The sequence below is a fragment of the Pirellulales bacterium genome, from assembly GCA_019636345.1.
In the GTDB taxonomy this organism is placed as follows: domain Bacteria; phylum Planctomycetota; class Planctomycetia; order Pirellulales; family Lacipirellulaceae.
Map to the genome: position 1 here is coordinate 966397 of JAHBXQ010000001.1, position 23527 is coordinate 989923.

The following is a 23527-nucleotide window of genomic DNA, read 5'->3' on the forward strand; positions in this document are numbered from 1 at the left end:
ATTGGCCTAACTTCCAGTCCGGCAAACGTTTCGAGCGACGCCGATTGCCCTGGTCACGTCCCGGGGCGGCGCCTAGAATCCGCCCCCCGAGTGCTTTGTCAACTCGTGTTTTTGGGGTTCTGTCAAAGCACTAGTGCTCTTCATGCCGTTCCCTGCACCGGCAGAGGTCGTCCCGACGCGCGAGAACCAGTCGATGCGGACGCCGGTTCGTTCAACGCCGCACCGAACAACTCGTCGCGGAGTTCTCCGCGGTGCGGGCTGGGTCTGCGCCGCGGCAGCCGTCTTCGTGCCGACGGCGACGGCACTTGCCGACTCAGGCGCGTCGACCGAGACGGTTCGTCTCCGGCTGGCTTGGTCCAGCGGGGCCGAGCCGCAATTGTGGCGCGGCGACGTGCGGATCGAGGACGGCGCCTTCGAGTCGGCGCTCCCGCTGGGCTCGGCTCCTGACGAGGCCGTGGCCGTGCGGCTGGAAGCGGGCGCCTTGGCGATCGACCCGCTCGTTCCCCGTCGCCGCGACGCCTGCGAAGCGACGGTGCGAGCCGGGCAGCAGATGAAACTGGTCGTCAATCTCCGCGCCTCGGCCGATGAACCAGTTGCGCCGGTTGAAATCACGCTCGGCGAGGCTCTTGCCGGCTGCAAGAAGCCGCTCCCCGGCGGGGGCGAACTGATCGTCAAACGGGCCCCCGGCGATGTGCTTCATGTCGAGACGCCGCGCGAGTCGCTCGTGCTGTGGCCGAGCGAGGAACTGCAACTCGACGTCACGCCGCGGACGGCGACGATTCCCGCCGGCGCCATGCTCTTCGCCCGCATCGTTCCCAGCCGCGGGGGCGAGACGATTTGGGAGTCCAGTCAGGAAGTCAAACGGGGCGAGCCGCTGCGGATCGCCGTGCCGGCCCCGTTGCACGAAGGGGCGTACCGAGTCCGGCTTTCGATCGAGCAGCCGCCGAACCTCGCCAGTCGCGTCAATCCGTTCCGCAAGCGGCCGCCGCTGGCCGGTCGCGACGTGGAATTTGCAGTCGTCGATCCGCAAGCGCGCCTGCCTCGGTTGACCAATCAGTGGGTCGAGCAGGCGGCGATCGATCTGGCGAACCCGACTTGGTCGCAGCGACTTCCCACCTGGGTCCGCGGCATCGGTTTGCCGCGGGTCGGAGCGGTCGTGCTCGACGCCCACGGGCGCCCCTCGGTGAAGTCCGTCGCCACAGGCGATTTGCTGGAACTGGCCCCCTCGGCGCCGGACGCCGAGCCGACGTGGCTCGCCGTAGCGCTGAAAGTCGATCGACCGGGCCTGCCCCACGCGATCGAGTTGGAATTGCCCTCCGCGCTTCGGCAGTCGCTGGCGATCAGCATTATCGAGGTCGACGAAGCGGGACGGCTCACGTCGACAGGGCGCGACTCGGGAGCCTTCACGGCTGAACCGCTGGGGCTTCCCGAGGCCGACTTCACGACTCATCGCGTCGAGTTCTGGCCACGGACAAAGTCGCCGTACTTGCTGCTGGCGAACAAGTCGCCCGAGGATCCGCTGCAACTGGGCGCCGTGCGACTGATGAGGCGAGGCGTCGAACCGGCGCCGACCTCGTCCGGGGCAAACGGACCCGCCAACGAGCGCGTCGTCGCCGCGTACTTTGCTGACCCGGGGTTTGTCGATGCGTGGGGCGTCGATCGGGCACGCGACCCCGAGTCGGGCCGTCTCGGCGAGACCTGGGCGACCTACCTGGAAGCGGCGCAGCGAATGGCCCAATCGATCCGCGCCGCGGGGTACAACGCCGCAGTGATTGCGATCAGTGCCGAGGGCGCCAGCTTGGCGCCGGTCGAACTCTCCGGGGGGGCCACGGCGTTCGACGCCGGGCTCGATTGCGGCGGCGGGGCCGACCCGATTCGCAAGGACGTGCTCGAACTGCTCCTGCGCGTCTTCGACCGCGAGGGGCTCGCCCTCATCCCCGCGGTGCGACTTGACGGCGTGCTGCCGCAGGCGGAGGAGTTGCGTCGTCGCGACCCGACTGGCGCCGGGGCGAGCGTCGTCTGCCTGCCGCCCGCGGGAAGCGTCGCCGAACTTGGCAAGCCGCCCGTCTACAATCTGCTCGACCCGATGGTGCAGCAAGCGGTGCGTGACGCCGTCGGCGAAATTGCCCGCCGCGGCGCGGGACGCGCATCGTTCGGCGGCGTCGCCCTGCAACTGGTCGGCGACGGCTACGGCGTGTTGCCGGGGCTGGAGTGGGGGCACGACGAAGCGACCGTCGCGCGGTTTGCGCGCGAGATGCAACTCGAACTTCCCGCCGCGGCGAATGCGCATGCCAAGGACCGGTCGGCTTGGCTCCTCGGGCCGCAACGCTCCGCCTGGACGAATTGGCGCAATCGGCAGGTGGCGTCGTTCTACCGATCGCTGGTCGCCGAGGCGCCCCCCGGCGTCCATGGGGTGCGGGCGTACCTATGCCTCGAAGACGCCCTGTCGGGGCCGGCGGCGCAGCAGCGACTGCGGAGCGCGCTGGCCGGCAAGTGCTCGCTGCTCGCGGCCGCCGACGAGGCAGGGATTGAACTGCGCGCCCTTGCCGAGATCGAGGGCGCCGTGCTGCTGCGCCCCCAACGCTTGCCCGCGGGGAACGATTTGCCTTCCTCGTCGCTCGACGAATTCCTGGCCGCGGCTTCCGAAATCGAGGACGCCTTGGCCGGCGCCGCGGGCACGGGCGAAGCGCTCGTCTACGTGCCCCAATCGCAACCGCTGCCGTCGGTTCGCCTGAAACTCGGCGAGCCCGCAGAGGGCGAGCTCGTCGTCCACGGGCCGGCGGTTCCGCTGGGGGCTCGGGCTCGCGCCCCGCTGGCGCTCGCCTTGGCGCGGCGCGATTGCCGCGCCGTGTTCTGCGGCGGTCGCGTCTGGCCGCGGGGGAGCGAACCGACTCTCGCGGCGGCCTTGTCCGCCGTGCGCGGCTTGCCCGCCGTGGGCAGCGAGGTGCGGCTCGAACGCAAGCAGCCCGTCACGATGCGCGTCTACCGGCACGACGGAGCGATCACCGTGTTGGTGGTGAACGACTCTCCCTGGTCGACCCGCGTGAGCGCCCCTGTGGTCGCCCCCCAGCCGACGGCTTGGCGCCGGCTCGACCTGATTGACTCCAGCGGCCCCGGCGACGCGCAAGCCGCAGGGACTCTTCCTGCGGGGGACTCGACCTGGACGGTGGATGCCCCCGCGTACGGCGTCGTCGCCTGTCGGTGGGAGTCGCCCCAAGTGCGGGTCGGCATGCTGTCGATCCCGGCCGATCCGCTTGCGCAGCATACGTTGCGGCGCCGGCTGGCCGAGGTTGAGTCGCGGATGAGCGGACTGGCCCAACAGCGCCAGTACCAAGTCCTCGCCAACGGCGGGTTCGAGAAGGCGTCGGTCGACGGCGCGGTTGCGGATTGGGAGGTGCGCGTCGGTCAGCAGGGGAACGTTTCGCTCGATCGCTCCCGGACTCGCACCGGCGCGGGGTCGCTCCACTTGGTCGGCGCCGACGCGATCGGCGTCGCGGCGCAGTCGCCGTCGTTCGCTGCGCCGGAGACAGGGCAATTGTCGCTGACCGCTCAGGTCCGCAGCCTGAATTTCCATCCGCAGACGAAGCTGTACGCCGCGTTCGAGTATCAGGTGGCCGGCCAGTGGTTGCGGCGCTACGAGCCGGTGCTGGTCCAATCGACCGGCGACGAGTGGGCGTCGTGCGAGTTGACCGTCGACGACTTGCCGCTCGACCGCGCGCCGGTGCGGGTGCAGTTTCATCTCGCCGGCCCTGGCGAGGCGTGGATCGACGACGTCGAACTGTTCGACGTACGGTTCAGCAACTCGCAGCGGATCGATCTGGCCAAGCGGTTCTTCGCCGCGAAGCTTGCGCTCGACGAGGGAAAGATCGCCGATTGCCGGCGGATGCTCGACTCCTATTGGCCGCGGCATCTGCTGGCTTATGTCCCCGCGACGGCGCCTGCTGCACTGCAGCCGACCGACGACGTTCGCATCGCGGACCAAGGACAACCCGCCGCGGACGGCGCCAACGCCCCCCCGGAACCGCGCCGCCGCAAAATTGCCGAGCGGGTCAAAGAGATCACGCCTCGGCTGTGGCGGTAGCGAGCGCGTGCGCTCCGTCGGCCCCGCCGGCCGCGGGGGAGGTCGCTGAGAGGGCCGGATTCGGTTCTTCGACGATCGGATGGACTCCGGGACCGTCGACGCCGTACCACGCGTCGAGCACCTCGCGCCACGCCCCGGGGCGCTTCACCGCGGCGAAGGCGGCTCGCACCTCGGCGTGCCGCGGGTGAAGCTGAGCGTACTTGATGCCGAACTTGCGCATCGTCGGCACGCATCGTTCGACGCCGTACGTCTCCTCGGACAGGCGATAATGCTCGGCGATCACGTCCCGCTGTTGGTGCAGCGTGGGCGGCTCGGGCAGCGGCAGCCCCGCCGCCAGGGCCCGTGCTTGGGCGAAGATCCACGGGTTGCCGATCGCGCCGCGGGCGGCGGTCACGCCGTCGACCCCCGTGATGCGAATCATGTCGAGACACGCCTGAGCGTCGAACAGATCGCCGCTCCCCAGCACGGTGCGCTCGCCGGCGTGGCGTTTCAACTCGCGCAGAAACTCCCACCGCGCCGGCCCGTCGTATCGTTGCAGCACGGTGCGACCGTGGACGGTGATCGCCGCGGCGCCGCGCTCGTACGCGCCGTCGAAAATTCGGAAGAAGTTGTCGCGGCTCTCCGGCGAATCGTCGATGCCGCGGCGCATTTTCACCGTGACCGGCACGTGCGGCGGGACCGCGTCGCGGACGCGGCTGACGATCTCCAGGGCCACGTCGGGCTGGCTGAGGTGAAAGCCCCCCCGGCAGCGCCCGAGCACCTTTTTCACGGGGCAACCGAAGTTGACGTCAATCACGTCGAACCCTTTCTCGACGAGCCGCCGCGCCGCCGGACCGAATTGCTCGGGCTCGGCGCCCATCAGCTGCCCCGCCACCGGGTGCTCCTCGTCGGCGACGACCATCAGGTGGCTCGTCTTGCGGCGCTCGCGCACCTGCAGCACGAAGTAGTCGAGCATCACCTCGCACAGCGTGTACGGCGCCCCCAGCCGCCGGGCGATCACCCGCATCGGCAAGTCGCTGTACCCCGACAGCGCCGCCTGGACGACGGGAAAATCGAGCACAAGCGGCCCGATGGCAAGAGGTTTCAGCGGCGCGGGGCTCATCGTTCCTATTGTCGTCGCCGGGCCGCAACGGTCAACGGCCGCCGCTGCTTGGCAGTGATACCGTGTGCGCCCTTGGAAGGATGGCTGGGGTCGCAGCGCAGCGGAGCCCCCAGGGAATTCGCTGGGGGCTCACTTCGTTCGACCCCAGCCACTCATCAATTTGGCAAATGGTATCACTACCTGCTGCTTGCCGTCAGACTTCGACCTTGCGAAACGATTTCAGACCGTGGTGCAAAGGCACGATCGTGACGATCGCGGCCAGAGCCGTCGAGCTGGCCACCCCCGCGATGAGCCACCATTGCATGTTGCCGCGATGGATCGGCCAGGGGGGCAGATCGGTCCGCTCGGCGAACATGTAGAAATGGCACGGCAAGGCGGTCAGCAGCACGACCAGCAGGATATAGATGGCGCTCAGGACGAGATTGAGCGTCCCGCCGAACCCGGCGGCGATCTTCGAGGGGGACTGTTCGCGAAAGTTCGGCATGATCGCCCCCAGCCCCACGGCCATGCCGGACAAACCGATGCACAGCAACAGGCAGATAAGCTGGTGCAGACCGACGATCAGCCAACTGACCGCCAGCATCAGGTCGCTCACCAGCACCAGCCCGCTGCAGGTGATCCACGAGCCCCCCGCGGCGAACAGAAACTTGCTGTACAGAATCGTGTCGCGTTTCACCGGCAGGCGGCTGAGGATCCAGAACCGCCGCCCTTCGAGGCTCACCAGCGGGTAGATGAACCGCGTCGTGAAAGTCGACAGAATCAGGCCCACGACCGCCAGATTCAGGAAGCTGACGATGTTGACCCACGTCAAAACGTCGGGGTTCGAGCGATGCTGCCGGAAGCGATCGACGTTGGCGAAATACAGCAAGAGCAGCCCGAAGAAGATCAGGAACTGCGACCACTGGACGGGGTCGCGGCGGAAGTGCCGCAGGTCCTTGATCATCAGCACTCGCATCGGATGCGGAAAGACCCACAGCACCGTCTCGGCCAGCCGATCGATCCACCCCCAGGCGACTTTCGGCTTCCGGGCCTGCCGGGACTGCAGCCCCCAGTAACTGCGGCGGAACATCCGCTTTCCCGCGGCGCCGACCAGCACGTGCAACAGCAGCGCGTTCGAGACCAGCACGATCAGGTATTTGCCGCTGTCGAACCACGGGAGGTCGCGCGGGTTGTTGTTCGACCGGCGGGCGGCGTCGATCAGCGCGTGGCTCAGCCACGTGCTGGGGAGCCATTGGTCGCGGGTGAATCGGAACCGGTGAAAGGTCTCGGTGAACCAGGATCGCCCCAGCGCCTCCAGGTCGGTCATCTCAAGCGTTCGCCAAATCGATCGGTACGCCGTCGCGATCACGAACAGCGCCGCCGCCCCCAGCACGATCCGCCGCAACCGCGGCAGCCGATCGATCAGCACCAGGCAAAACAGCGTTCCCAAGGCGCAGGGGATGTACGCGAACGCCCCCAGCAAAAACGGCAAATAGGCGAAGTAATACCACGGCGCATGGACGACCGCCCCGTACGCCAGCATCATCGGGCTGGCGAGCAGGAAGAAACCCCAGTTGCTGAAGAACAGCGCCTCCTGAAAGCGATAGTCGACAAGCCGCTCGTCGCGCGTCGGCAACGTCAGCAAAAATTCGGTTTCCTTCGACGGATACAATCCGCCGTAGACGATGATCCCCGCCGAAAAGACGAGCATCACCAACAGCGACAAAAAAAACAGCGAGAAGACGAACTCCATCGTCTTGGCGTGGTACGGCGCCCCGGGAGGATCGACCTGTTTTACGACGAACTCGAAGCCGCCGTAGAACAGCGCGAACAGGCCGAACCAAAAGAACAGGCTCAGCCCTACCACCAGCGAGGTTCGCAACCGGGCCTCGGCCGCCAGCCGCCGCAGATGCGACGTGCACAACCGCCACCGCAGCCGCCAGAAGATTTGCCCCTCGCGCTCGTGCGACGGCAGGTCGCCGACGACCGGAAATCTCGCTTCAGGTTGCGGCTGAACGTCGTCGGTCATGGAAAGCGGAGCGAGGTGCAAGGTTGTCTTGGCAGGAAGACGTCGGGATGCAGGCGGAGCCGTCGGCCGCAGGCGAATTCACGGACCGTGAGCTTTGGCTCCGGGTCACGCGGCTTCCGCCGCGCTACGTCTCCATGAGCGCCAGGTACATCGACTCCAGCGAACCGCTTGTTCCCTGGACCACTTCGCGCAATTGGGCGACGTTGCCGTCGAACACCAGCTTGCCGTTCTTCATCACCCCCACGCGGTCGGCGATCTGCTCGGCGACGTCGAGCGTGTGGGTCGACATCAGCACCGTGCGGCCTTCGCCGGCGTAACTTTGCAGCAGGTCCTTCACCAGCTTGATGCTTTGCGGGTCGAGACCCACCATCGGTTCGTCGACCACCAGCACCTCCGGCTCGTGGATCAGCGCCGCCGCAAAGACGGTTCGCTGCCGCATGCCGTGGGAGTAGCTCTCGGTGAGTCGATCGGCGAACTCCGCGAGATCGAACCGCTCGATTTCCCGCTTGACGGCCGCCGCCGCCGACGCGGAACTGAGCCCGTACATGTCGGCGACGAACCGCAGGAACTCGCGCCCCGAGAGCTTGTCATACAGAAACGGCTGGTCCGGGACGTAGCCGACCAGCCGGCTGACCTCGCGGGGATGGGCGGCCGCGTCGTAGCCTCCCACGGCAATGCGACCGCGGCTGGGCCGCAGCAGACCGACCAGCATTTTGATCGTGGTCGTCTTGCCGGCGCCGTTGTGGCCCAGCAGGGCGAACAACTCCCCGCGCCCAAGATCGAGAGTCAGGTCGTCGACGGCCAGCCGAGCGCCGTAGCTGCGAGAGACGTGGTCGAACTGCAACATGCTGCTGAACAGACCACCGCCGACGAGAGTTTTCAATGGGGGGAAGGGCCGATGCGCGGAAAGCAAGTCGCCGCCTCGTTGCCCGACTGGGGTCAATCGTATTTCGGCCGCGCGGCGCGAAGCTCCTCGACCGTCGGCGGCTTGAGCGGGTATCGCCATGCCTCCCGCCTCCCCTCGCCGACGAACCCCCGGTGAATCGGCTCATTCGGGGCGTCGTGCTCGCGACTCGAGCGGTACCGCGACTGTTCCATCAATTGCTCGGCGTACCCTTCGGCTTTCTTCTGATCGACTCGCGTAAACTTCAGCCGCGAGCGACCGACGATGACGTCCTGACGGATGACGTCGCCCGACTGCGGCTCGACCCAGGCGATCGCCTGCAGGCGGGCCTCCTCGGGGATGCCGGGGCTCGCTTCGCCGCGATACTCGACGCGAAACACCCGTACGATTTCGTCGAGGTGGTTGACCGTTTCCTCGGAAACGACCTCGACCTCGATCGTCTCGACCGGCTCGCTGGGAGACCGGAACGGGTGGTAGAGATCCTCGTACCACTTGCGCCCGACGTACATGTAGGGCAAGTTCGCGTCAGGAAACAGCGCCTCGCTGAGGGCCGAGTTGTTCTCGATGGGGATGTTCGCCGGGTACTTGAGCTCGCCCGAACGAATGTTCAGAACCAAAAAGGCCCCGTCCATGCGTCCCGACATCACAAGCACGTCGGGAATGTCGTTGATTTTGATGTGGCTGTTGAACGAGGCGAAGTTGCCCAGCGAGTCGAATTCGAGCCGAGTGGCCGCGTCGAATCGCAGGTCGCCGATGTTGCCCACCACGGTCCGCATCCAAGCCGGCGCCAACTCGGCCAGCGGCAGGTCGTGCATGACGACCCGATTGCGAATCTCCGAGGTCCCTGCGGCCCCGGGTTTGCGAATGCTGCAAGCGAACCCGACCGGGCGGCCCCCCCATTCCACGTCCCAGCCCACCGGGATGCCCTGCTCAAAGCCCCGGGTCGCCGGCGGCGGGCCGCCGTAGTACGACGGCAGCACCTTGTCGACCACCAGCCACGACATGCTGCCGGCCCACAGGATGATCACCGCCGCGACAAAGATGCGATTGCCCATCCGCGTGACTCCTTCCCTCGCCCCCCTTGAGCTGGTCGGAGCGTCCCCCCGCCCTTCGCGACGCTCGGCGTGCGGCTCGCGCAAGCCGTGCGCCGAGCCCCCAATCGCCTAACCCAGTTTAGGTGAGAAAGTTGCGATCGGCGACTGTTTTTCGCGGCAGAATCTCTCGCGCTTGCGGAGCCGCCCCGCGGAAAGCCGCGATTTTTGCCGCCCGCCGGCGGAAATGTCGAACCAGATTGGTGGTTTGCGGGTCCTCGAAACGACGGCCCTTCGACAATCCTCCGGGCAAATCGTCCGGGTCGGTCAAATTCCGTAACGTCTTAAAAGACAAAGGGTTGCAAACTGCCCATCAAGCCCCGATCGCAAGAAATTGTTTGTCAAATCGAGCCCGGCTGGCTACCCTGTTGGTTCAAGCGGCGGAAATTCGGATTCCAAACGGGGCAAGGCTAGGAGGTCGTTCATGTCGCACTCGACGTACTATGCCCAAGAATGCCCAACCTGCGGGCGAAAACTGCAAGTCCGCGTGAAATACCTCGGCAAGCAGGTCGTCTGCCAACACTGTAACGCCACGTTCACCGCGTGCGATCCGTCCTCGGCGCTCGAGCCGATGGAGTCGGGCTCGTCGCTGTTGGACCGGGCCGAGCAACTTATCGAAGCCGCCACGCGCAGCGGCATTGGCCTCGGCCAAATCGGCTCGCGGTACTAGCCGCCGAGTCGCCCCCTGGCGTTTCAAGCGATCCCACTATGCCTGCGGCTTAGCGCGGGTCACAAGCGGGATTCCCGAAACTCGCTCCCCGTCGCCTTCGCGAAATCCGCGAAAAATTCCGGGTAGGTCTTCGCCGTGCAACCGGGGTCGTTGATGACGACTCCGGGCACGCGCAGGCCCGCCGCCGCGAAGCTCATCGCCATCCGGTGGTCGTTGTACGTGGCGATCGTCGCCCCGTGCAGCGGCCGCGGACGGACGACCAGCCCGTCGGCCGATTCGTCGACCGCGGCCCCCAGCTTCCGCAGTTCGCACGCCACGGCGGCGATGCGGTCGGTTTCCTTGTGGCGAATGTGGCCGACGTTGCGGATCGTCGTCGGCCCCTCGGCAAACGCCGCGATGACCGCCAGCGTTTGCACCGTGTCGCTGATCGCGTTCATGTCGACGTCGATGCCGCGGAGGACTGCGTCCGGCGCGCGCGTCACGGCGATCGAGTCCGCGCGGTACTCGACGCGGCAGCCCATCTGTTCCAGGCAGTCGCACAGGGCCACGTCTCCCTGCAGGCTGTCGCGCGACAGCCCCTCGACGACGACCGTCCCCCCCGCCGCGGCCGCGGCGGCGAAGTAGTAACTCGCCGCCGACGCGTCCGGTTCGATCGCGTACTCGCAGGCCGCGTACTTCTGCGGGGCCGGAACATCAATCGCGGCAAAGTCGCCGGTCGCCGCGGCGCGCACGCCGAACGACTCCATCACCCGCAGCGTCATCGCGACATACGGCTTGCTGACCAGTTCGCCCGCCACTTCGATCCGCACCGGCGCGTCGGCCACCGGCGCCGCCATCAGCAGCCCGCTGAGAAACTGGCTCGAAATCGCGCCCCGAATCCGCGCCGTCCCGCCGCGCAGTCCTGCGGCAAGGACCGTCACGGGCGGACATCCGCCGGGGCCGCGGCAAACGATCTTCGCCCCGAGCTGTTCCAGCGCGTCGACCAAGTCGCCGATGGGTCGCTCGCGCATCCGCGCGATTCCGTCGAGATGGAACTCGCCCCCAGCGGCAGTTGCGACCACGGCGGCGAGAAACCTCATCGTCGTGCCGCTATTGGCGACGTTCAGAAAGGCCTGCGTGCCGCCCGGCGGAGGCCCCCCCCAGCCGGGGACGACAAGTCGTCGCCCGGCCTCGTCGACCTTGATCGCGCACCCCAACTGCCGCAAGGCCGCGATCATCACCCGCGTGTCTTCGCTGTCAAGCGCCCCGACGAGCGTGCTAGTCCCCGCGGCCAGCGCCGCGCACGGCAGCGCCCGGTTGGTGATGCTCTTCGACCCCGGCGGGCGAACGCGGGCGTCCAGCGGTCCGGCGACAGGCGTGATTTCGATCGCAGCGAACATGGTCGGCGAAGCGGCGTACGGAGGGAGCGGATCCCCGCGGCAAACGCGGAACCGACCAGTGTAACTGCTGACGGCGAGAGTTCGAGGGCGCCCGGCGCCGTGTCGTGACCCCACTGGCGCCCTTGCAAGGGCGCCTGGGGTCGAACGAAGTGAGCCCCCAGCGGATTTCCTGGGGGCTCCGCTGCGCTGCGACCCCAGGCGCCCATCAATTTGGCAATGGCATCATGACCCGGCGCCGCCGCCGATCGCGCCTCGAAATGCGCGGGCCTGCGCCATCGGTCGCAAGACCGCGGCAGGCTATCATGGGGCGCTCGCCTGCCGCGGCGAGTCCGCGTCTCGGTCCCCTTGCTCGTTTTGCGCCGTTCTTGCCATGCGAAAAGTCAACTCTGGCGGCGGGTGGCCCGCCCTGCTCTACACGCTTCGAAAAGGGCGCGAGGCGGGCGGCGTGTGGAAGCTGTGGAAGGCGATGCGCACCAAGAACGCCTGCAAGACCTGCGCCCTGGGCATGGGAGGCCAGCGCGGCGGCATGGTCAACGAGGCGGGCCACTTCCCCGAGGTCTGCAAAAAGTCGCTCCAAGCCATGGTCGCCGACATGCAGGGCGCCATCCCCCCCGAGTTCTGGGGACGCTACGGCGCGGCCGACCTGCAGCGACTCTCCCCCCGCGAACTCGAATCCTCCGGCCGCCTCGCCCAGCCCCTCCTCTACACCCCCGACCTGCGCCGCTATCAACCGATCGGCTGGGACGAGGCGCTCGCGCGGATCGTCGCGAAGCTCGCCGAGCTCGCGCCCGAGCAAACCTTCTGGTACTTCAGCGGCCGCAGCAGCAACGAAGCCGGGTTCCTGCTCCAGGTGTTCGCCCGGCTGTACGGCACGAACAACGTCAACAACTGCAGCTACTACTGCCATCAGGCCAGCGGCGTGGGGTTGGCCAGCGTCACCGGCAGCGGCACGGCCACGATCACGCTCGAAGATCTCGACCAAGCCGACCTCGTGTTCGTCATCGGCGGCAACCCGGCCAGCAACCACCCGCGGCTGATGACGACGCTCAAGAACCTCCGTCGCCGCGGCGGCGAGGTCGTGGTCGTCAACCCCGTGCGCGAAACGGGCTTGGTCCGGTTTAGCGTCCCCAGCGACTGGCGCAGCCTGCTGTGGGGAACCAAGATCGCCACGCAGTACGTCCAGCCCCACATCGGCGGCGACCTGGCGCTGCTCACCGGCGTTGCCAAGCGCATCGTCGAGATCGGCGCCCACGACGAGAACTTTCTCGCCGCGTCCTGCAACGGCTGGCCCGAGCTCCAGGCGACTCTCGCCGCCGCGTCGTGGGACGAGATCGTCGCGATCAGCGGCGTCCCCCGCGAGCAAATCGACGCGCTCGCCGCCGCCTATGCCCGCTGCCGCTCGGCCGTGTTCAGTTGGACGATGGGAATCACCCATCACGCCCACGGCGTCGAAAACGTGCAGGCGATCTGCAATCTGGCCCTGCTCCGCGGCATGGTCGGCAAACCGGGCGCCGGGCTCATGCCCATCCGCGGCCATTCGAACGTCCAGGGCATCGGCTCGGTCGGCGTCACGCCGCAGCTCAAGGACGCCGTGCTCGAGCGGCTCCAGGCCCGCTACGGCGTCACGCTGCCGACCGCCCCGGGACGCGACACCATGGCCTGCATCGAGGGCGCCGCCGACGGCTCGCTCAAGTTCGGCTTCTGTCTCGGCGGCAACCTCTACGGCTCGAACCCCGACGCCGCGTTCGCCAAACGAGCCCTCGAGCGGCTCGACATGCTCGTCTCTCTCAGCACGACCCTCAACACGGGGCACGCCCACGCACTGGCCCGCGAAACGATCGTCTTGCCGGTCCTCGCCCGGGACGAGGAGCCGCAGCCGACCACGCAAGAGTCGATGTTCAACTTCGTCCGCCTCAGCGACGGCGGTCCCCGCCGGCACGCGGGGCCGCGCAGCGAAGTGGCCGTCGTCGCCGCGCTTGCCCAGCGCGTCGCCGCCGCCCGCCCGACCCCCGAACTGCAAGCCGTCGACTGGCGCGCCATGCGCGACACGGCCAGCATCCGCACGGCGATCGCGGCGATCATTCCGGGGTTCGAACAAATCGCCGCGATCGACCGCACGAAACAAGAGTTCCAGATCGAAGGCCGCACGTTCCACGAACCGCGGTTCCCCACGCCCGACGGCCGGGCCAACCTGCACGTCCACAAGCTCCCCCCCCTGGCCGGCGCCGGCCAGGGCGAGCTGCGGCTGATGACGATCCGCAGCGAAGGCCAGTTCAACACGGTCGTCTACGAGGACTACGACCTCTACCGCGGCGTCGACCGCCGCGACGTCATCCTGATCCACCCCGACGACCTCGCGCGGCTCGGCCTCGCCGGCGCTGCGACCGTCGCCGTCCACGGCCCGGCCGGCAGCATGCCGGGGATGTGCGTCGTCCCCTACCCCGACATCCGCCCGGGCAACGCGGCCATGTACTACCCCGAGGCCAACGTCCTGGTCAGCCGTCGCGTCGACCCCCAAAGCAAAACCCCGGCGTTCAAATGCGTCGTGGTCCGCGTGGAACGGGAACCGACGTAGCGGACGTTCTCCGACAAACGGGGGCGACCTGCGTCCTGCCCCTCCGTAACGTCGACAACCGGCCGCTCGCGAATCCCCGACTTCTGCGGTAAGCTCCCTCTGCTGCCCGCAATCAATGGGAATGAACCCTTCGCTTCAATCCCTCAAAATCACCAGTCCTGGCAAGGCCTCGTCATGCAAAGCGCCCCTGCCAATACGACATCCCGTCGCATTCAAGGCATCGGGCGTCGGAAATTCGCTCGATGCCTGGCCTTCGCCGTCATAGCAATGATGGTGCGCGCGGCGATTGTCGTCACGCAAGCCGAATGCGGTTGGAGCGTCGTATCAGATCAGTGGCGCAACGCCTTGTTTGCCTGGACGGGATTGACGGCGACGCCAGTCACTGGGCGTGAGCCGAGCGAGCAAGCTCGCTATTGGATGTCTGAGGCCGAGCGCATTGTCCAGCACAATCCTGACTCGGCTCCCCTCAACATGGGGGCGGCATGGATGCTCGATTCTCCTAGCCCCCAGTTCATGGGCGATCATGTGCGCCTCGCTGATTTTGGCGCAGATTATGGCGCCACGAACATTGGCGCAGCAATGCCGCAGTTCGGCGTGACTCTGGAGTTCCAGGCGATCTCGCAACAGAACGCTCAATTTCGCAGCGCGACGCGAAGCAAGTGCTTGGAACTCGCAGCGACGGCAACCCAACTCGGCTCCCACGACCCTCAGTGGCGGCGCATGCGCGCCATGCTCCTTTTCGAGGGGATGGACGACCTGCAAAGTGGAGGGCGTTTTGAACCGCGCACGACGAACTGGCTCGCCGTGCTCGACGACTGCGCTGCCCATGACGGCGAGAACGCCCTGTATGACTATCTGGCCGCGCTGGTCCTCTGGGAAGAATCCGCCAAGTATGACTGGACCTCGTCGGGCGGCGACGAGCGGTTGGTTCTCACGGTCGACGACGAACACAAGTTTGCTCTCGGAGCGGACCGGTTTCTAAGCGCCCAGAATCGCGAGTTTCTTGCGGTTGGCGAACAGGGGTATCCCGCCGTTGCGGAATTCCTCCGCCATAGCGACATCGACAAGATCGATCAGAGCAACGCTGCGGCGGGGCGGCTCATCGCCTTCCGGCAGTCCGCGTTGTTCCTCAATCTGTGGCGCTGGCAACAAGCCCGAGCAGACGGCGCATCGCAAGTCGGCGATTCGGCGCTGGCGCTCGCGATTCACTTGCAGTGTCTTCGCTTGTTCGATCAGGCGATAGCGCCCCCGGAAACGTCCGCCCTGAATGTCCTGGCGACGTTTTCCGACCTTCGATCGGCCAGCGTGAATGCCGTTGAACAAATTGCGTCTGCCGACCGACGTGCGATCCCGCTCGCCGAGCTCGAGCAAGTCCGCGAGCGAGACAGGTCGCTCCAGATCGAGGCGGCGGCGCTGCGTGCCGCACTGCGCGAATTGGATCACAAGAATCAAGCGGCGCCCGACAATCGACTGCTCTTGCTGCTGTCGATCGGTTGCCAGGCAACGATCGCTTTGTCGGCGATGCTGCTGCTAGCCGGAGCGCTTCTGCTGGCAATTGCAGCTCGCATTGCTCGGAACGGAGAGCCTGCGGAAAGACTTGGCGCAATTCGTCGCACCGCCGCGTGGCTGGCAGGCTGCGGCGGCTCGTTTGTCGTGCTAGGCATGGCCCCGGCGGAATTCATCAGCCGCGACATGCAGTCGCGAGCCGTCGTCGCGGGACTCGGGGTCATCGCTCTTGCCGTTCTTGGAGCGGCGGCTTGGTTCGCGGCAATTCTCTTGCGTCGACGTCAATTGCGTTGGTGGGGGGCCGCGCTGTTGACGACAACGGTCGGCGTTGTCGTCCTCGTCCCTCTTTGGCCGCTTGTCGAAGGGACGGGGGCAGGAGCAGCAGACGGTTCCCCTGTACTGCGGCTGCCTGCCAAGAGTCTTAACGGCGTGGATGCCGAGGCACTGCGTTTAGCAATGAATCTGAACGCCGGCTCCTGGTCGTGGGCCGCCGTTCAATGGTTCGCATACCGCGGGCCCTACGTCGGCGTCTTGCTGTCGCTTGTCGTGAGCGGGGCATGGATGATCTGGTTGACGGCCCGGCGTCATGGCGAAACCTCGTGGACGGATGGGTTCCGCAGCGCGCGGCCTCGCTGGGGAGCGCTTTCCCGCGCGCTGGGGAAATCGTGCCTCGACGCAGCAGCGTGGGTGTTTCTGATCTATTTGTGCATCGCGCCGCAGTATGTCAGCGAGGCGGAAACGCACTACCAGCGCACCATGAGCTTCTGCCGCGACCCTCACGCCCGGTGGACGCAAATCCGTGAGCTCAGCGAACAAATCCGCAACGAGGATTCGGCGATCCGTTCAGTGCCGTAGGTCGGATTGCCGATCCGCCGTCAATTCGACGACTACGAATTGATCGCGCGGCGCTCATTCCGTCGAAGCCGTGGCGGCGAGAAGCTGGACAACGGCGTCAAGTTCGGTAGATTCGATCTGGCGGGACATGCGTAAGTTCTGTTCATGGCTTCGAGAACAACGACGAGGAAGCCGTACTGGCCCGCCCTTTCAAGCCGCTCGCGTCCCTTTTGCAGAACAAAATGACGCACTAACGTGCGGGCACAATTAGCGTCTGCGACTTGTGTAAGTTCTGTTGTTGTTCCACTTTTGATGGGAGGTCTTGTCTAATGTCCAGACTACATTTTTCCAAAGGGCTGCGCTCGTTGAGCTTGGCCGTGGCCGCGCTCTTGGGCGTCGCGCAGTATGCCGCGACTGCCAATGCAGCGCTGTTTGTTTACGATCCGTTTGCGACCGATGGTGGTCCAGCCGATTATTTAGCGGGCGATGATAACACCGGCGTCAATGTGCTTGGCGGCCAGAACCCTGCCACGGGACCAACGGCGTTCTATGCCGGTGGCTGGATTCAATCGGGCGGCGATTCCCAAGCAGTGAACGGCAATACGCTAGAATACCCGTTCTTTCCTCGTGGCGGCAGCGCTGTGACGGACTCAGTTCAGTTCAGCTGCTGTTCGTTTGGTCGTAGCGGCCGTGAAATCGCAGGCGGCCTGGGTGGCGGTCGCGATCCGCAGACCATTTACCAAAGCTTTCTCGTTGACTTCGGCAATCAAGGCGCCGACGACCCCGCTAACTTCGGCAAGCGCGGCGTGGAATGGTGGAACGGCGGATTGGGCGACACGTTCCTGGCCGTCGATCTGTTTGTGAACTCTTTCGCCGGCGTTAACAATTTGAGGTTGGCGGTAACGACTCCCAGTGGTTCCAATTTTGCTGAACTCGACGGGGGCGCTCACACCTTGGCCAGTCTGGCAGGCGTTCACTTGATCGTGATGAAGTTCGAGTTCGATCCGGCCCTGCCGGACGTGGTTTCAGTGTTTCTCGATCCCACCAGCTCGGTTGAGGGTGATTGGACCCCTGCCGCCGTGGTCAGCGCTCCGAACTCCGATCTGTTCATCACGCACCATGGCGGTCTCGCCAACTTCACATTCTCGGGCGGCGGACACGTACCCGGCCGCTTCGATGAATTGCGTTGGGGCGAGACCTTTGCCGACGTGACCCCGTTTGTTCCCGAGCCCGCCGGGCTGACCCTCTTGGGCCTCAGCATGGGGAGCTTGCTCATCGGCCGTCGCCGCAAGTAAGTTCTTGTCATTAGCCCAGGCCCTCTCACAGCGTTCCCTGCTGTGAGAGGGCCTGGCTCTTAGGAAGTCGCTCGGCGCAGCGGCGCTGAGTCCCCGGACTGGAAAAGGGGACAGGTCCATTTCTGCCTGCGTCCCACGGAATGCCTCAGGCCTAACCGTTCTTCTGCGGTCTGCCGCGGGCAACGCAGCCATGTATCACCCCGAGGCCAACATCCTGGTCAGCCGCCGCGTCGACCCCCAAAGCAAATCCCCGGCGTTCAAATGCGTCGTGGTCCGCGTGGAACGGGAGCCGACGTAGCGGACGTCCTCAATAAAACGTGGGCGACTTTCTCCGAAAGTCGCGCCTTGGCGTCAAGAAAACCGACGATAGAGCAACCCCGCTTCTGTCAAAACCTCGCGTGGCGAGCGGCTTGAAAGGGGCGCTATCAAGACGGTTTCCTATTCGTTGTTCTCTAGGCATTGACGGAACCTCACCGGCGGCAGCGCCGTCCGCTCATCGTTAGGGGGGCAAGCCTTCTCCGGTCAAAGGCTCCGGAGAGAACAAGTGTTCGAGCGAGTGGCTGCGTCCTGGGAAGACGGCTTCTTGAAGACGTTCCCGGTGCGGAGCGATCTCTACACAGATGCTTGAACGTACTTTGTCCGGTCGCGACAATGTCCTCGACAAGACATGACCGAAGGGGTTGACCGCCGACTTTTCATGGGTGCTACAGGCATGTCGCCAGAGTGAAGTGCCCATTGACGTTGCACCGGGGTCCCACTGGCGGCACGCCAGTGGGACCCCGGCGATACAATGAAGTTGGGGGAATCGCTGAGGTTGGTTGAGAAAGGCGACGCACGAGTGAATAAATCCCTTATTAAACAAAAGTTGCAGCTGCAGTACTTGTGGCAGTGTCCGTTGGGCGAGACTCCGCGTTCTCGTATGCGGAACGTCCAACTTACAGTTCGTGCCGGCGCTAACAGGCTAAAAGACCCCTACGAGCGATTCAGCTGCTTGCCATACCGAGCCGCTCATATTCTTGAGCACCGTGACCCAAATAGCGTCAGCGGCATTTGGGGCATTTCGCACTGGCGAGCCGAACGCATGCAGGGGAACGTCCCTACGTCTCTGTGCGCTCATGAAGCTCGCTATGAAGACATCTCCAACGAGGCGTGGAAAGAAGCGCGTGGATTCAGAAGGCTTTGCTATTACAGGGTTACAACTCCTCAAGAGGCTATTTCGTTACTCCGTTGGGAGCGAGAGATCCGATTTGCATGCGAAATCACTTCCGATTGGTACGATCCCCCGGATGGCATTCTTCCAGCACTTCCGACCCATCCAGAATTCATAGATTCCCACGCCGTTCCCATTGTGGAATTCAATATCGACGCACAGCGCTTCGTATTTCCCAATTCATGGGGCGCTGACTGGGGGCGCCGGGGATGGGGGGAGCTTCCTGAACAGGACTGGAATCGCTGCGTCATTAGTGCTTGGGATACCGTTGGACTGGGGTTATTCGTTCCCAACACAATTCAAAGTGGCATTGCAGTAAGGGGATGGAAGTGGGGAGTCAACGCGGCGTCCGGCGTTCACTGCATCGACATCTATGACGTTGATCGAGATGAATACTTGGCGTGGGCGTTCTGCGTCGTCCGCGGCAGTACCCTCGATGTAGATGAGTTTTTCGTCCAGCCCGATGAACGTGGCAAAGGTCATGCACGTGAACTCAAAGAACGCGTTCAGCAACTTGCCGATGCCGTAAGAAAGCCTCTTAGACTGATTGTCAGTTTTGCCGACACGGAATCGCATTCAATTGACGGGGCTGCGGCTGCTGCGAGGCTGTTCGGCGTTGAATTGGTCGAAGCAGACGAGCGTTGGGCTTCATTGTTTGGGACTGCTGGGGTTGCGAGGCGCCCTTCGAGGAACTGGAAACCGATGCGACCAGGATCAATCCTGGAGAAATTGCGTCCTCGCAGCGAACCGCCGATACAAGAACCGCGGCAGTACACGGTATTCTACGGCACAAACCGCAAACCCGTTGATGAAGACAACCAGTCCATGGGTTTCCGAAATGAACGCGGCTACCAACTCCATCGAGGGTCGTGCCTCGTTGAAGTACCAGCTACGCACAAGTTCGGGTCTGTTGGAAGAACTTGGCTAGGATTCCTTGATCGCTCAAAGACCAACAAATTGCGTTTGGTCGGCACGCAGGCTTTGTCGAGGGATGAACTTATTCTATTTGCAGGACATCTCATTCGCAGATTTGATTATGCCAGCGAAAAGCACAATTTGCTGTACATTCACGGCTACAACTGCTCATTTGCGGACGCGGCTAAACGAGCCGCTCAGATTGGCGTCGACCTGAAGATTAACGGCGCAACATTCTTTTTCAGCTGGCCGTCGGCCGCAGCGACGGATGGCTATTTCAAGGACGAAGCGTCAATCGAGACATGCGATGAATACTGCCAGCAGTTTGTACTCGAATTGCTCGGTGCGTATCCTGATATGCCATTGCACATTCTGGCGCACAGCATGGGGAATCGCTTGGCGGTCCATCTGCTTGAGAAGCTTGCGGCACGCAAGGACATTCCAGGCAAGCTCGGTCAGTTGATTTTCGCTGCAGCCGACATTGATGTAGATCGATTCAAGCAGGCACTCACAGCGATCAAACACCTGCCCAGGCGACTGACATCCTACGTGTCCCGAGGGGATCTAGCACTTCATCTATCTGAGAAGATCCATGACTTCCCCCGCCTCGGTCTCGCCCCGCCGATTCTTCGGGTAGAAGGAGTCGATACCATGCTTGCAGAAGATTTCCGAATTTCAGAACTGCTAGGGCATGGATACTACGCTGAGGCCGGGCGGATTCTGACTGACCTGTTTTGCCTAATTCGGCACGACAGCCCACCCGACGATCGCCCTGGTACCCGAAGGGAAACAGATAGCAGCTCACCATTGCCATTCTGGTCGTTGGCTATGAATTGAGATCGGACGAGTTCTGGGGGGAAGAAAAGGGGACAGGTCCATTTCCTCCACTCCATCTTCCACTTCCTCAGCCCGTGCGGGGCGGGGGAATGTTCGAAAAGCCGCCGACGCCTGTCCGCTGTGTTAATCTGGACCTGTCCCCTTTTCCCTCCCCACACTCTTCGGAAGACGACGCATGACGGTGGGCTTGCCGCGGACGCAAGTAAGAGAGAAAACATCGTGAACACGTCTTCCGAGGCGCCTTCACCGGCATCATGATTGGCCGCAGATTCATTCTTTCGCGGCCAAGTAATCAAATACTCGCTGATATCGCTTCCGCGTGCCGGTCCGTCGCCCATAGTGGCGCTCCAAAACCCCTGTGGCGTCCGCGATCCGGCCGCATAGCACCATCGCAGCGGCGACGTGAATATTGCTTGTCGTAACCCGTTCATCGTCCACACGCAGGTGACCGGAAGGATGCGCTCGCTCATACTCCTCGCAAATACCGGCGGGAGTCGAATAAACGTCCAGGACAGGAAGAGTGTACTGTTCGAGAAACGACTTCAATTCGTCAACGACGCCGGGTACCGAATCCGGCTGGTAAAAGGGCCATCGGGCGCGCGCCGCTTTTGCCGACGTGAACTCAATGGGTTGCTGTAACGTAGTGTCGGCAGCGCCACCCAAAGCCTCATCGCCACCGGTCATTTCTTTCACGAGCGCATTCACGGTATCCATGCTCACTCCCAAGAATGGATAGATCACCGCAGCAGCGTTAGGGTGATCCTTCGGATGAATTTCGACGTGAACTGTTATCCGTTGAACTACCTCAGGAAGTTTACGGGAGTAGATCAGCGAGTTCTTTCGGCGCATGAATCCATTGTCGGCAAGGAACGGATCCAAGCCGCTCTCCAGATTAGCGCATAAGCACGCCTCGATTTCCTTTCTCATGGTGCTCATGGTCGTCGAATCTCCAACGCGCGGCGAACTTGAATGCCGGAACTCTGCCCAACTCCACTCGCAGTCGCAGGGCCGCTCGCGTTCAAGGCCGAGTCGAACGCCCGCTGCGTGCCATTATACGGCGATGATCCGGATTTTACTTCCAATCCGATCCAATAATCCTTACCAGGAGGACGGGCGGCGCCGTCGTACACGCGTAGTTGTCCCGCTGCATCCCGGGACGAAAAGGGGACAGGTCCATTTCCTCCACTCCATCTTCCACTTCCTCAGCCCGTGCGGGGCGGGGGAATGTTCGAAAAGCCGCCGACGCCTGTCCGCTGTGTTAATCTGGACCTGCCCCCTTTACCCTCCCCCGCCAATTTCGTTCGTTACCTGAAGGGGAAATTCGGTCTCGAGTTGGTTGGTGGATCGGCGCTCGACAAACGTGCCGTCGAAGAAGCGGCCAAGCGGCTGGACCTGTTCGCTGACGTGCGTAAGTTGACGAAAGCGGAGAAACTGGCCAAAGGCTCCAATTGGGTCGGCGATCAGGCGAAGTCTTGTTCAAGAAGTTGCTCGATGACGCCGGGTACAAAGACTACGTGGCGATCCAGAATGCGAGCGGCCACGGCGTCGACGTCATCGCCAAGCTGGACGACGGCAGCTATGCTGTCTTCGAGGTCAAGGCGTCCGTCACCGGTAACTTCAAGAAGCTAACGCGCAGCCAGTATGACATGGAGAAGTTTCTCCGGTCACGACTCGAAACGGCAGCGAACGTTGACGGGAATTATCCGGCGGCGGCCCAAACGCGAGCGAAAGATATACTTAAAGAACTCGATCGCAACGGCTTTAGTAACATCAGCGGCAATCGCGTGAACGTCAATTTATCGACCGAGAGCGTGACCATCGGACCTTGGAAGTGACGCTAGCGTCGCAAGGGGATAAAACACTGTGAAGAAGCCGAGATCGTCCCAAACCCTGATCGACAAGGAATTGCGCAGGCAACGCGACACCTGCGTTAAGCAAGGGGACGAGGACGCTGCCTTCGACGAATACGCCGCTTACATTGGGAAACTGAATGAGGATCTCAGCGCGAAGTGCGCTGTTGGCGATTTCGCCAATGCCAAAATGTCCTCGACCAATACAAGGATCCTAGGACGGTATCACGCCACCTGCGGCAGTTTTGTCGTCAATGGACAACAAGACGCTGCTGGCTGGAAGCAGCTTGATCTGGGGGCGAAGTACGCCTATTGGTTCGTGAAGATGTCCCTCGGCGCTCGCCTGCGCGCGTTGAGAACTTGCGAACACGCGTTGCGCCTGATGACAGAGGTCGACATATTGACCTCTCTGCTGTGCTACAGTTACGTACTGGACCTTGCCGATTGGTTTGAGGAGCTGCGGTCGTTCTGGGGCTTGGTCGCGAGCATTCCAGGTGTGACGATGTACGAATCGATCAGCGGAGGGGAAGTCTCCAAATGGCGCAACGTCGAGCCCGACGGCTTCGTACGCTCCGACGGCCACTTCGATCGCTTCGTGACGCATCTGTTCGGCGGCCCGCGTTTCGGCCCGCCGTTCGAATTGTACGACGAAGTGGAGCGATTGACCCTCGGGCCGTACCAAGAGATCGTCGACTGCTGGGAGGACGAAGGAGAACGTTTCGCCGACGCGCTGAGGAACATTGCGGATTATCACGCTCGCAACATCGATAATTCACATAATCTCGATCTTCTCCTGCCATTTTCTCATCCGCTCATCAGTCTCGCGCCGTGGGAAATCGGGGCGATTTACAAGTTGCGAGCTGAAGCAGGCTTGCAAACGCCCGAGATTGACCATCCGCTGATGAAGCTCCCCGCGGCCGCGTTCGAGCCTCGAACGGTCGAGCCGGTCGACGATCCCATCTTCGCTCAACTCGACGCCTTGTACGCCAAGAACTGTCGCATCGAGGACTACCTATAAAGGGTTCTTCAGGAATCTTAGTGGGTGATTTCGTCTGGCAGGAGTTGTAGCTTTCCGCAATAGAACAGGATTCGGGCGTAGGGTACAAATTATCGCGCCGCCACGGGGTGGAAAAGGGGACAGGTCCATTTCCTCCACTCCATCTTCCACTTCCTCAGCCCGTGCGGGGCGGGGGAATGTTCGAAAAGCCGCCGACGCCTGTCCGCTGTGTTAATCTGGACCTGTCCCCTGTTCCCTCCCAGTGCCGTAAGT

At 63.8% G+C, this 23527-nt stretch carries 14 protein-coding genes; 8 read left to right on the forward strand and 6 right to left on the reverse strand.

What is annotated here, in order from left to right; genetic code table 11:
* Window positions 1-286: 286 nt before the first annotated feature.
* On the forward strand, window positions 287-4081 hold the full coding sequence (locus tag KF688_03745) for a hypothetical protein (GenBank protein ID MBX3424773.1): 3795 nt from the start codon (window positions 287-289) through the stop codon (window positions 4079-4081).
* Here KF688_03745 and KF688_03750 read toward each other — a convergent pair.
* The 4 genes from KF688_03750 to KF688_03765 form a co-directional block, all read right to left on the reverse strand.
* Window positions 4059-5183, reverse strand: coding sequence for a tRNA-dihydrouridine synthase (locus KF688_03750; GenBank protein ID MBX3424774.1), 1125 nt, complete (start codon window positions 5181-5183; stop codon window positions 4059-4061). The two genes, KF688_03745 and KF688_03750, sit on opposite strands and share 23 nt — an antisense overlap.
* A gap of 193 nt (window positions 5184-5376) precedes the next feature.
* A complete protein-coding gene (locus KF688_03755) occupies window positions 5377-7191 on the reverse strand; it encodes a hypothetical protein (GenBank protein MBX3424775.1) in 1815 nt (604 codons plus the stop codon).
* Window positions 7192-7315: 124 nt separating this feature from the next.
* Window positions 7316-8074, reverse strand: a complete 759-nt coding sequence (locus KF688_03760; GenBank protein ID MBX3424776.1) for an ABC transporter ATP-binding protein — start codon at window positions 8072-8074, stop codon at window positions 7316-7318.
* 56 nt (window positions 8075-8130) lie between these two features.
* Window positions 8131-9150 (reverse strand): hypothetical protein, encoded by a 1020-nt coding sequence (locus KF688_03765; GenBank protein ID MBX3424777.1) that lies wholly within the window; start codon window positions 9148-9150, stop codon window positions 8131-8133.
* A gap of 460 nt (window positions 9151-9610) precedes the next feature.
* Between KF688_03765 and KF688_03770 the strand changes: the two genes are divergently transcribed.
* Window positions 9611-9856 (forward strand): response regulator, encoded by a 246-nt coding sequence (locus KF688_03770; GenBank protein ID MBX3424778.1) that lies wholly within the window; start codon window positions 9611-9613, stop codon window positions 9854-9856.
* 59 nt (window positions 9857-9915) lie between these two features.
* On the opposite strand, the gene aroA is transcribed toward KF688_03770, so the two are convergent.
* A complete protein-coding gene (aroA, locus tag KF688_03775) occupies window positions 9916-11235 on the reverse strand; it encodes a 3-phosphoshikimate 1-carboxyvinyltransferase (GenBank protein MBX3424779.1) in 1320 nt (439 codons plus the stop codon).
* Between the two features lie 370 nt (window positions 11236-11605).
* Between aroA and KF688_03780 the strand changes: the two genes are divergently transcribed.
* The 4 genes from KF688_03780 to KF688_03795 all read left to right on the forward strand — a co-directional run bounded on the left by KF688_03780 (window position 11606) and on the right by KF688_03795 (window position 20407).
* Entirely contained in the window at window positions 11606-13810 is a 2205-nt protein-coding gene (locus tag KF688_03780; protein ID MBX3424780.1) for an FdhF/YdeP family oxidoreductase, read from the forward strand.
* A gap of 417 nt (window positions 13811-14227) precedes the next feature.
* Window positions 14228-16171 carry a hypothetical protein gene (locus tag KF688_03785; GenBank protein MBX3424781.1) on the forward strand — a complete coding sequence of 648 codons (1944 nt, stop codon included), beginning with the start codon at window positions 14228-14230 and terminating at the stop codon, window positions 16169-16171.
* 308 nt (window positions 16172-16479) lie between these two features.
* Window positions 16480-17445 carry a hypothetical protein gene (locus KF688_03790; protein MBX3424782.1) on the forward strand — a complete coding sequence of 322 codons (966 nt, stop codon included), beginning with the start codon at window positions 16480-16482 and terminating at the stop codon, window positions 17443-17445.
* 1081 nt (window positions 17446-18526) lie between these two features.
* The gene (locus KF688_03795; protein MBX3424783.1) at window positions 18527-20407 is read left to right on the forward strand and encodes an alpha/beta hydrolase; all 1881 of its coding nucleotides are present in this window, start codon (window positions 18527-18529) and stop codon (window positions 20405-20407) included.
* Window positions 20408-20677: 270 nt separating this feature from the next.
* On the opposite strand, the gene KF688_03800 is transcribed toward KF688_03795, so the two are convergent.
* Window positions 20678-21343 (reverse strand): hypothetical protein, encoded by a 666-nt coding sequence (locus tag KF688_03800; protein ID MBX3424784.1) that lies wholly within the window; start codon window positions 21341-21343, stop codon window positions 20678-20680.
* Between the two features lie 536 nt (window positions 21344-21879).
* On the opposite strand from KF688_03800, the gene KF688_03805 reads away from it, so the two are divergent.
* Window positions 21880-22242 (forward strand): hypothetical protein, encoded by a 363-nt coding sequence (locus KF688_03805; GenBank protein ID MBX3424785.1) that lies wholly within the window; start codon window positions 21880-21882, stop codon window positions 22240-22242.
* Window positions 22243-22270: 28 nt separating this feature from the next.
* Window positions 22271-23275 carry a hypothetical protein gene (locus KF688_03810; GenBank protein MBX3424786.1) on the forward strand — a complete coding sequence of 335 codons (1005 nt, stop codon included), beginning with the start codon at window positions 22271-22273 and terminating at the stop codon, window positions 23273-23275.
* Window positions 23276-23527: the final 252 nt, after the last annotated feature.

Coding starts and splice junctions, on each gene's coding strand:
- KF688_03785 (MBX3424781.1), top strand. CDS start 14,228: ATGTCTGAGGCCGAGCGCATTGTCCAGCACAATCCTGACTCGGCTCCC.
- KF688_03770 (MBX3424778.1), top strand. CDS start 9,611: ATGTCGCACTCGACGTACTATGCCCAAGAATGCCCAACCTGCGGGCGA.
- aroA (MBX3424779.1), bottom strand. CDS start 11,235: ATGTTCGCTGCGATCGAAATCACGCCTGTCGCCGGACCGCTGGACGCC.
- KF688_03800 (MBX3424784.1), bottom strand. CDS start 21,343: ATGAGCACCATGAGAAAGGAAATCGAGGCGTGCTTATGCGCTAATCTG.
- KF688_03790 (MBX3424782.1), top strand. CDS start 16,480: ATGTCCAGACTACATTTTTCCAAAGGGCTGCGCTCGTTGAGCTTGGCC.
- KF688_03765 (MBX3424777.1), bottom strand. CDS start 9,150: ATGGGCAATCGCATCTTTGTCGCGGCGGTGATCATCCTGTGGGCCGGC.
- KF688_03755 (MBX3424775.1), bottom strand. CDS start 7,191: ATGACCGACGACGTTCAGCCGCAACCTGAAGCGAGATTTCCGGTCGTC.
- KF688_03780 (MBX3424780.1), top strand. CDS start 11,606: ATGCGAAAAGTCAACTCTGGCGGCGGGTGGCCCGCCCTGCTCTACACG.
- KF688_03795 (MBX3424783.1), top strand. CDS start 18,527: ATGCAGGGGAACGTCCCTACGTCTCTGTGCGCTCATGAAGCTCGCTAT.
- KF688_03750 (MBX3424774.1), bottom strand. CDS start 5,183: ATGAGCCCCGCGCCGCTGAAACCTCTTGCCATCGGGCCGCTTGTGCTC.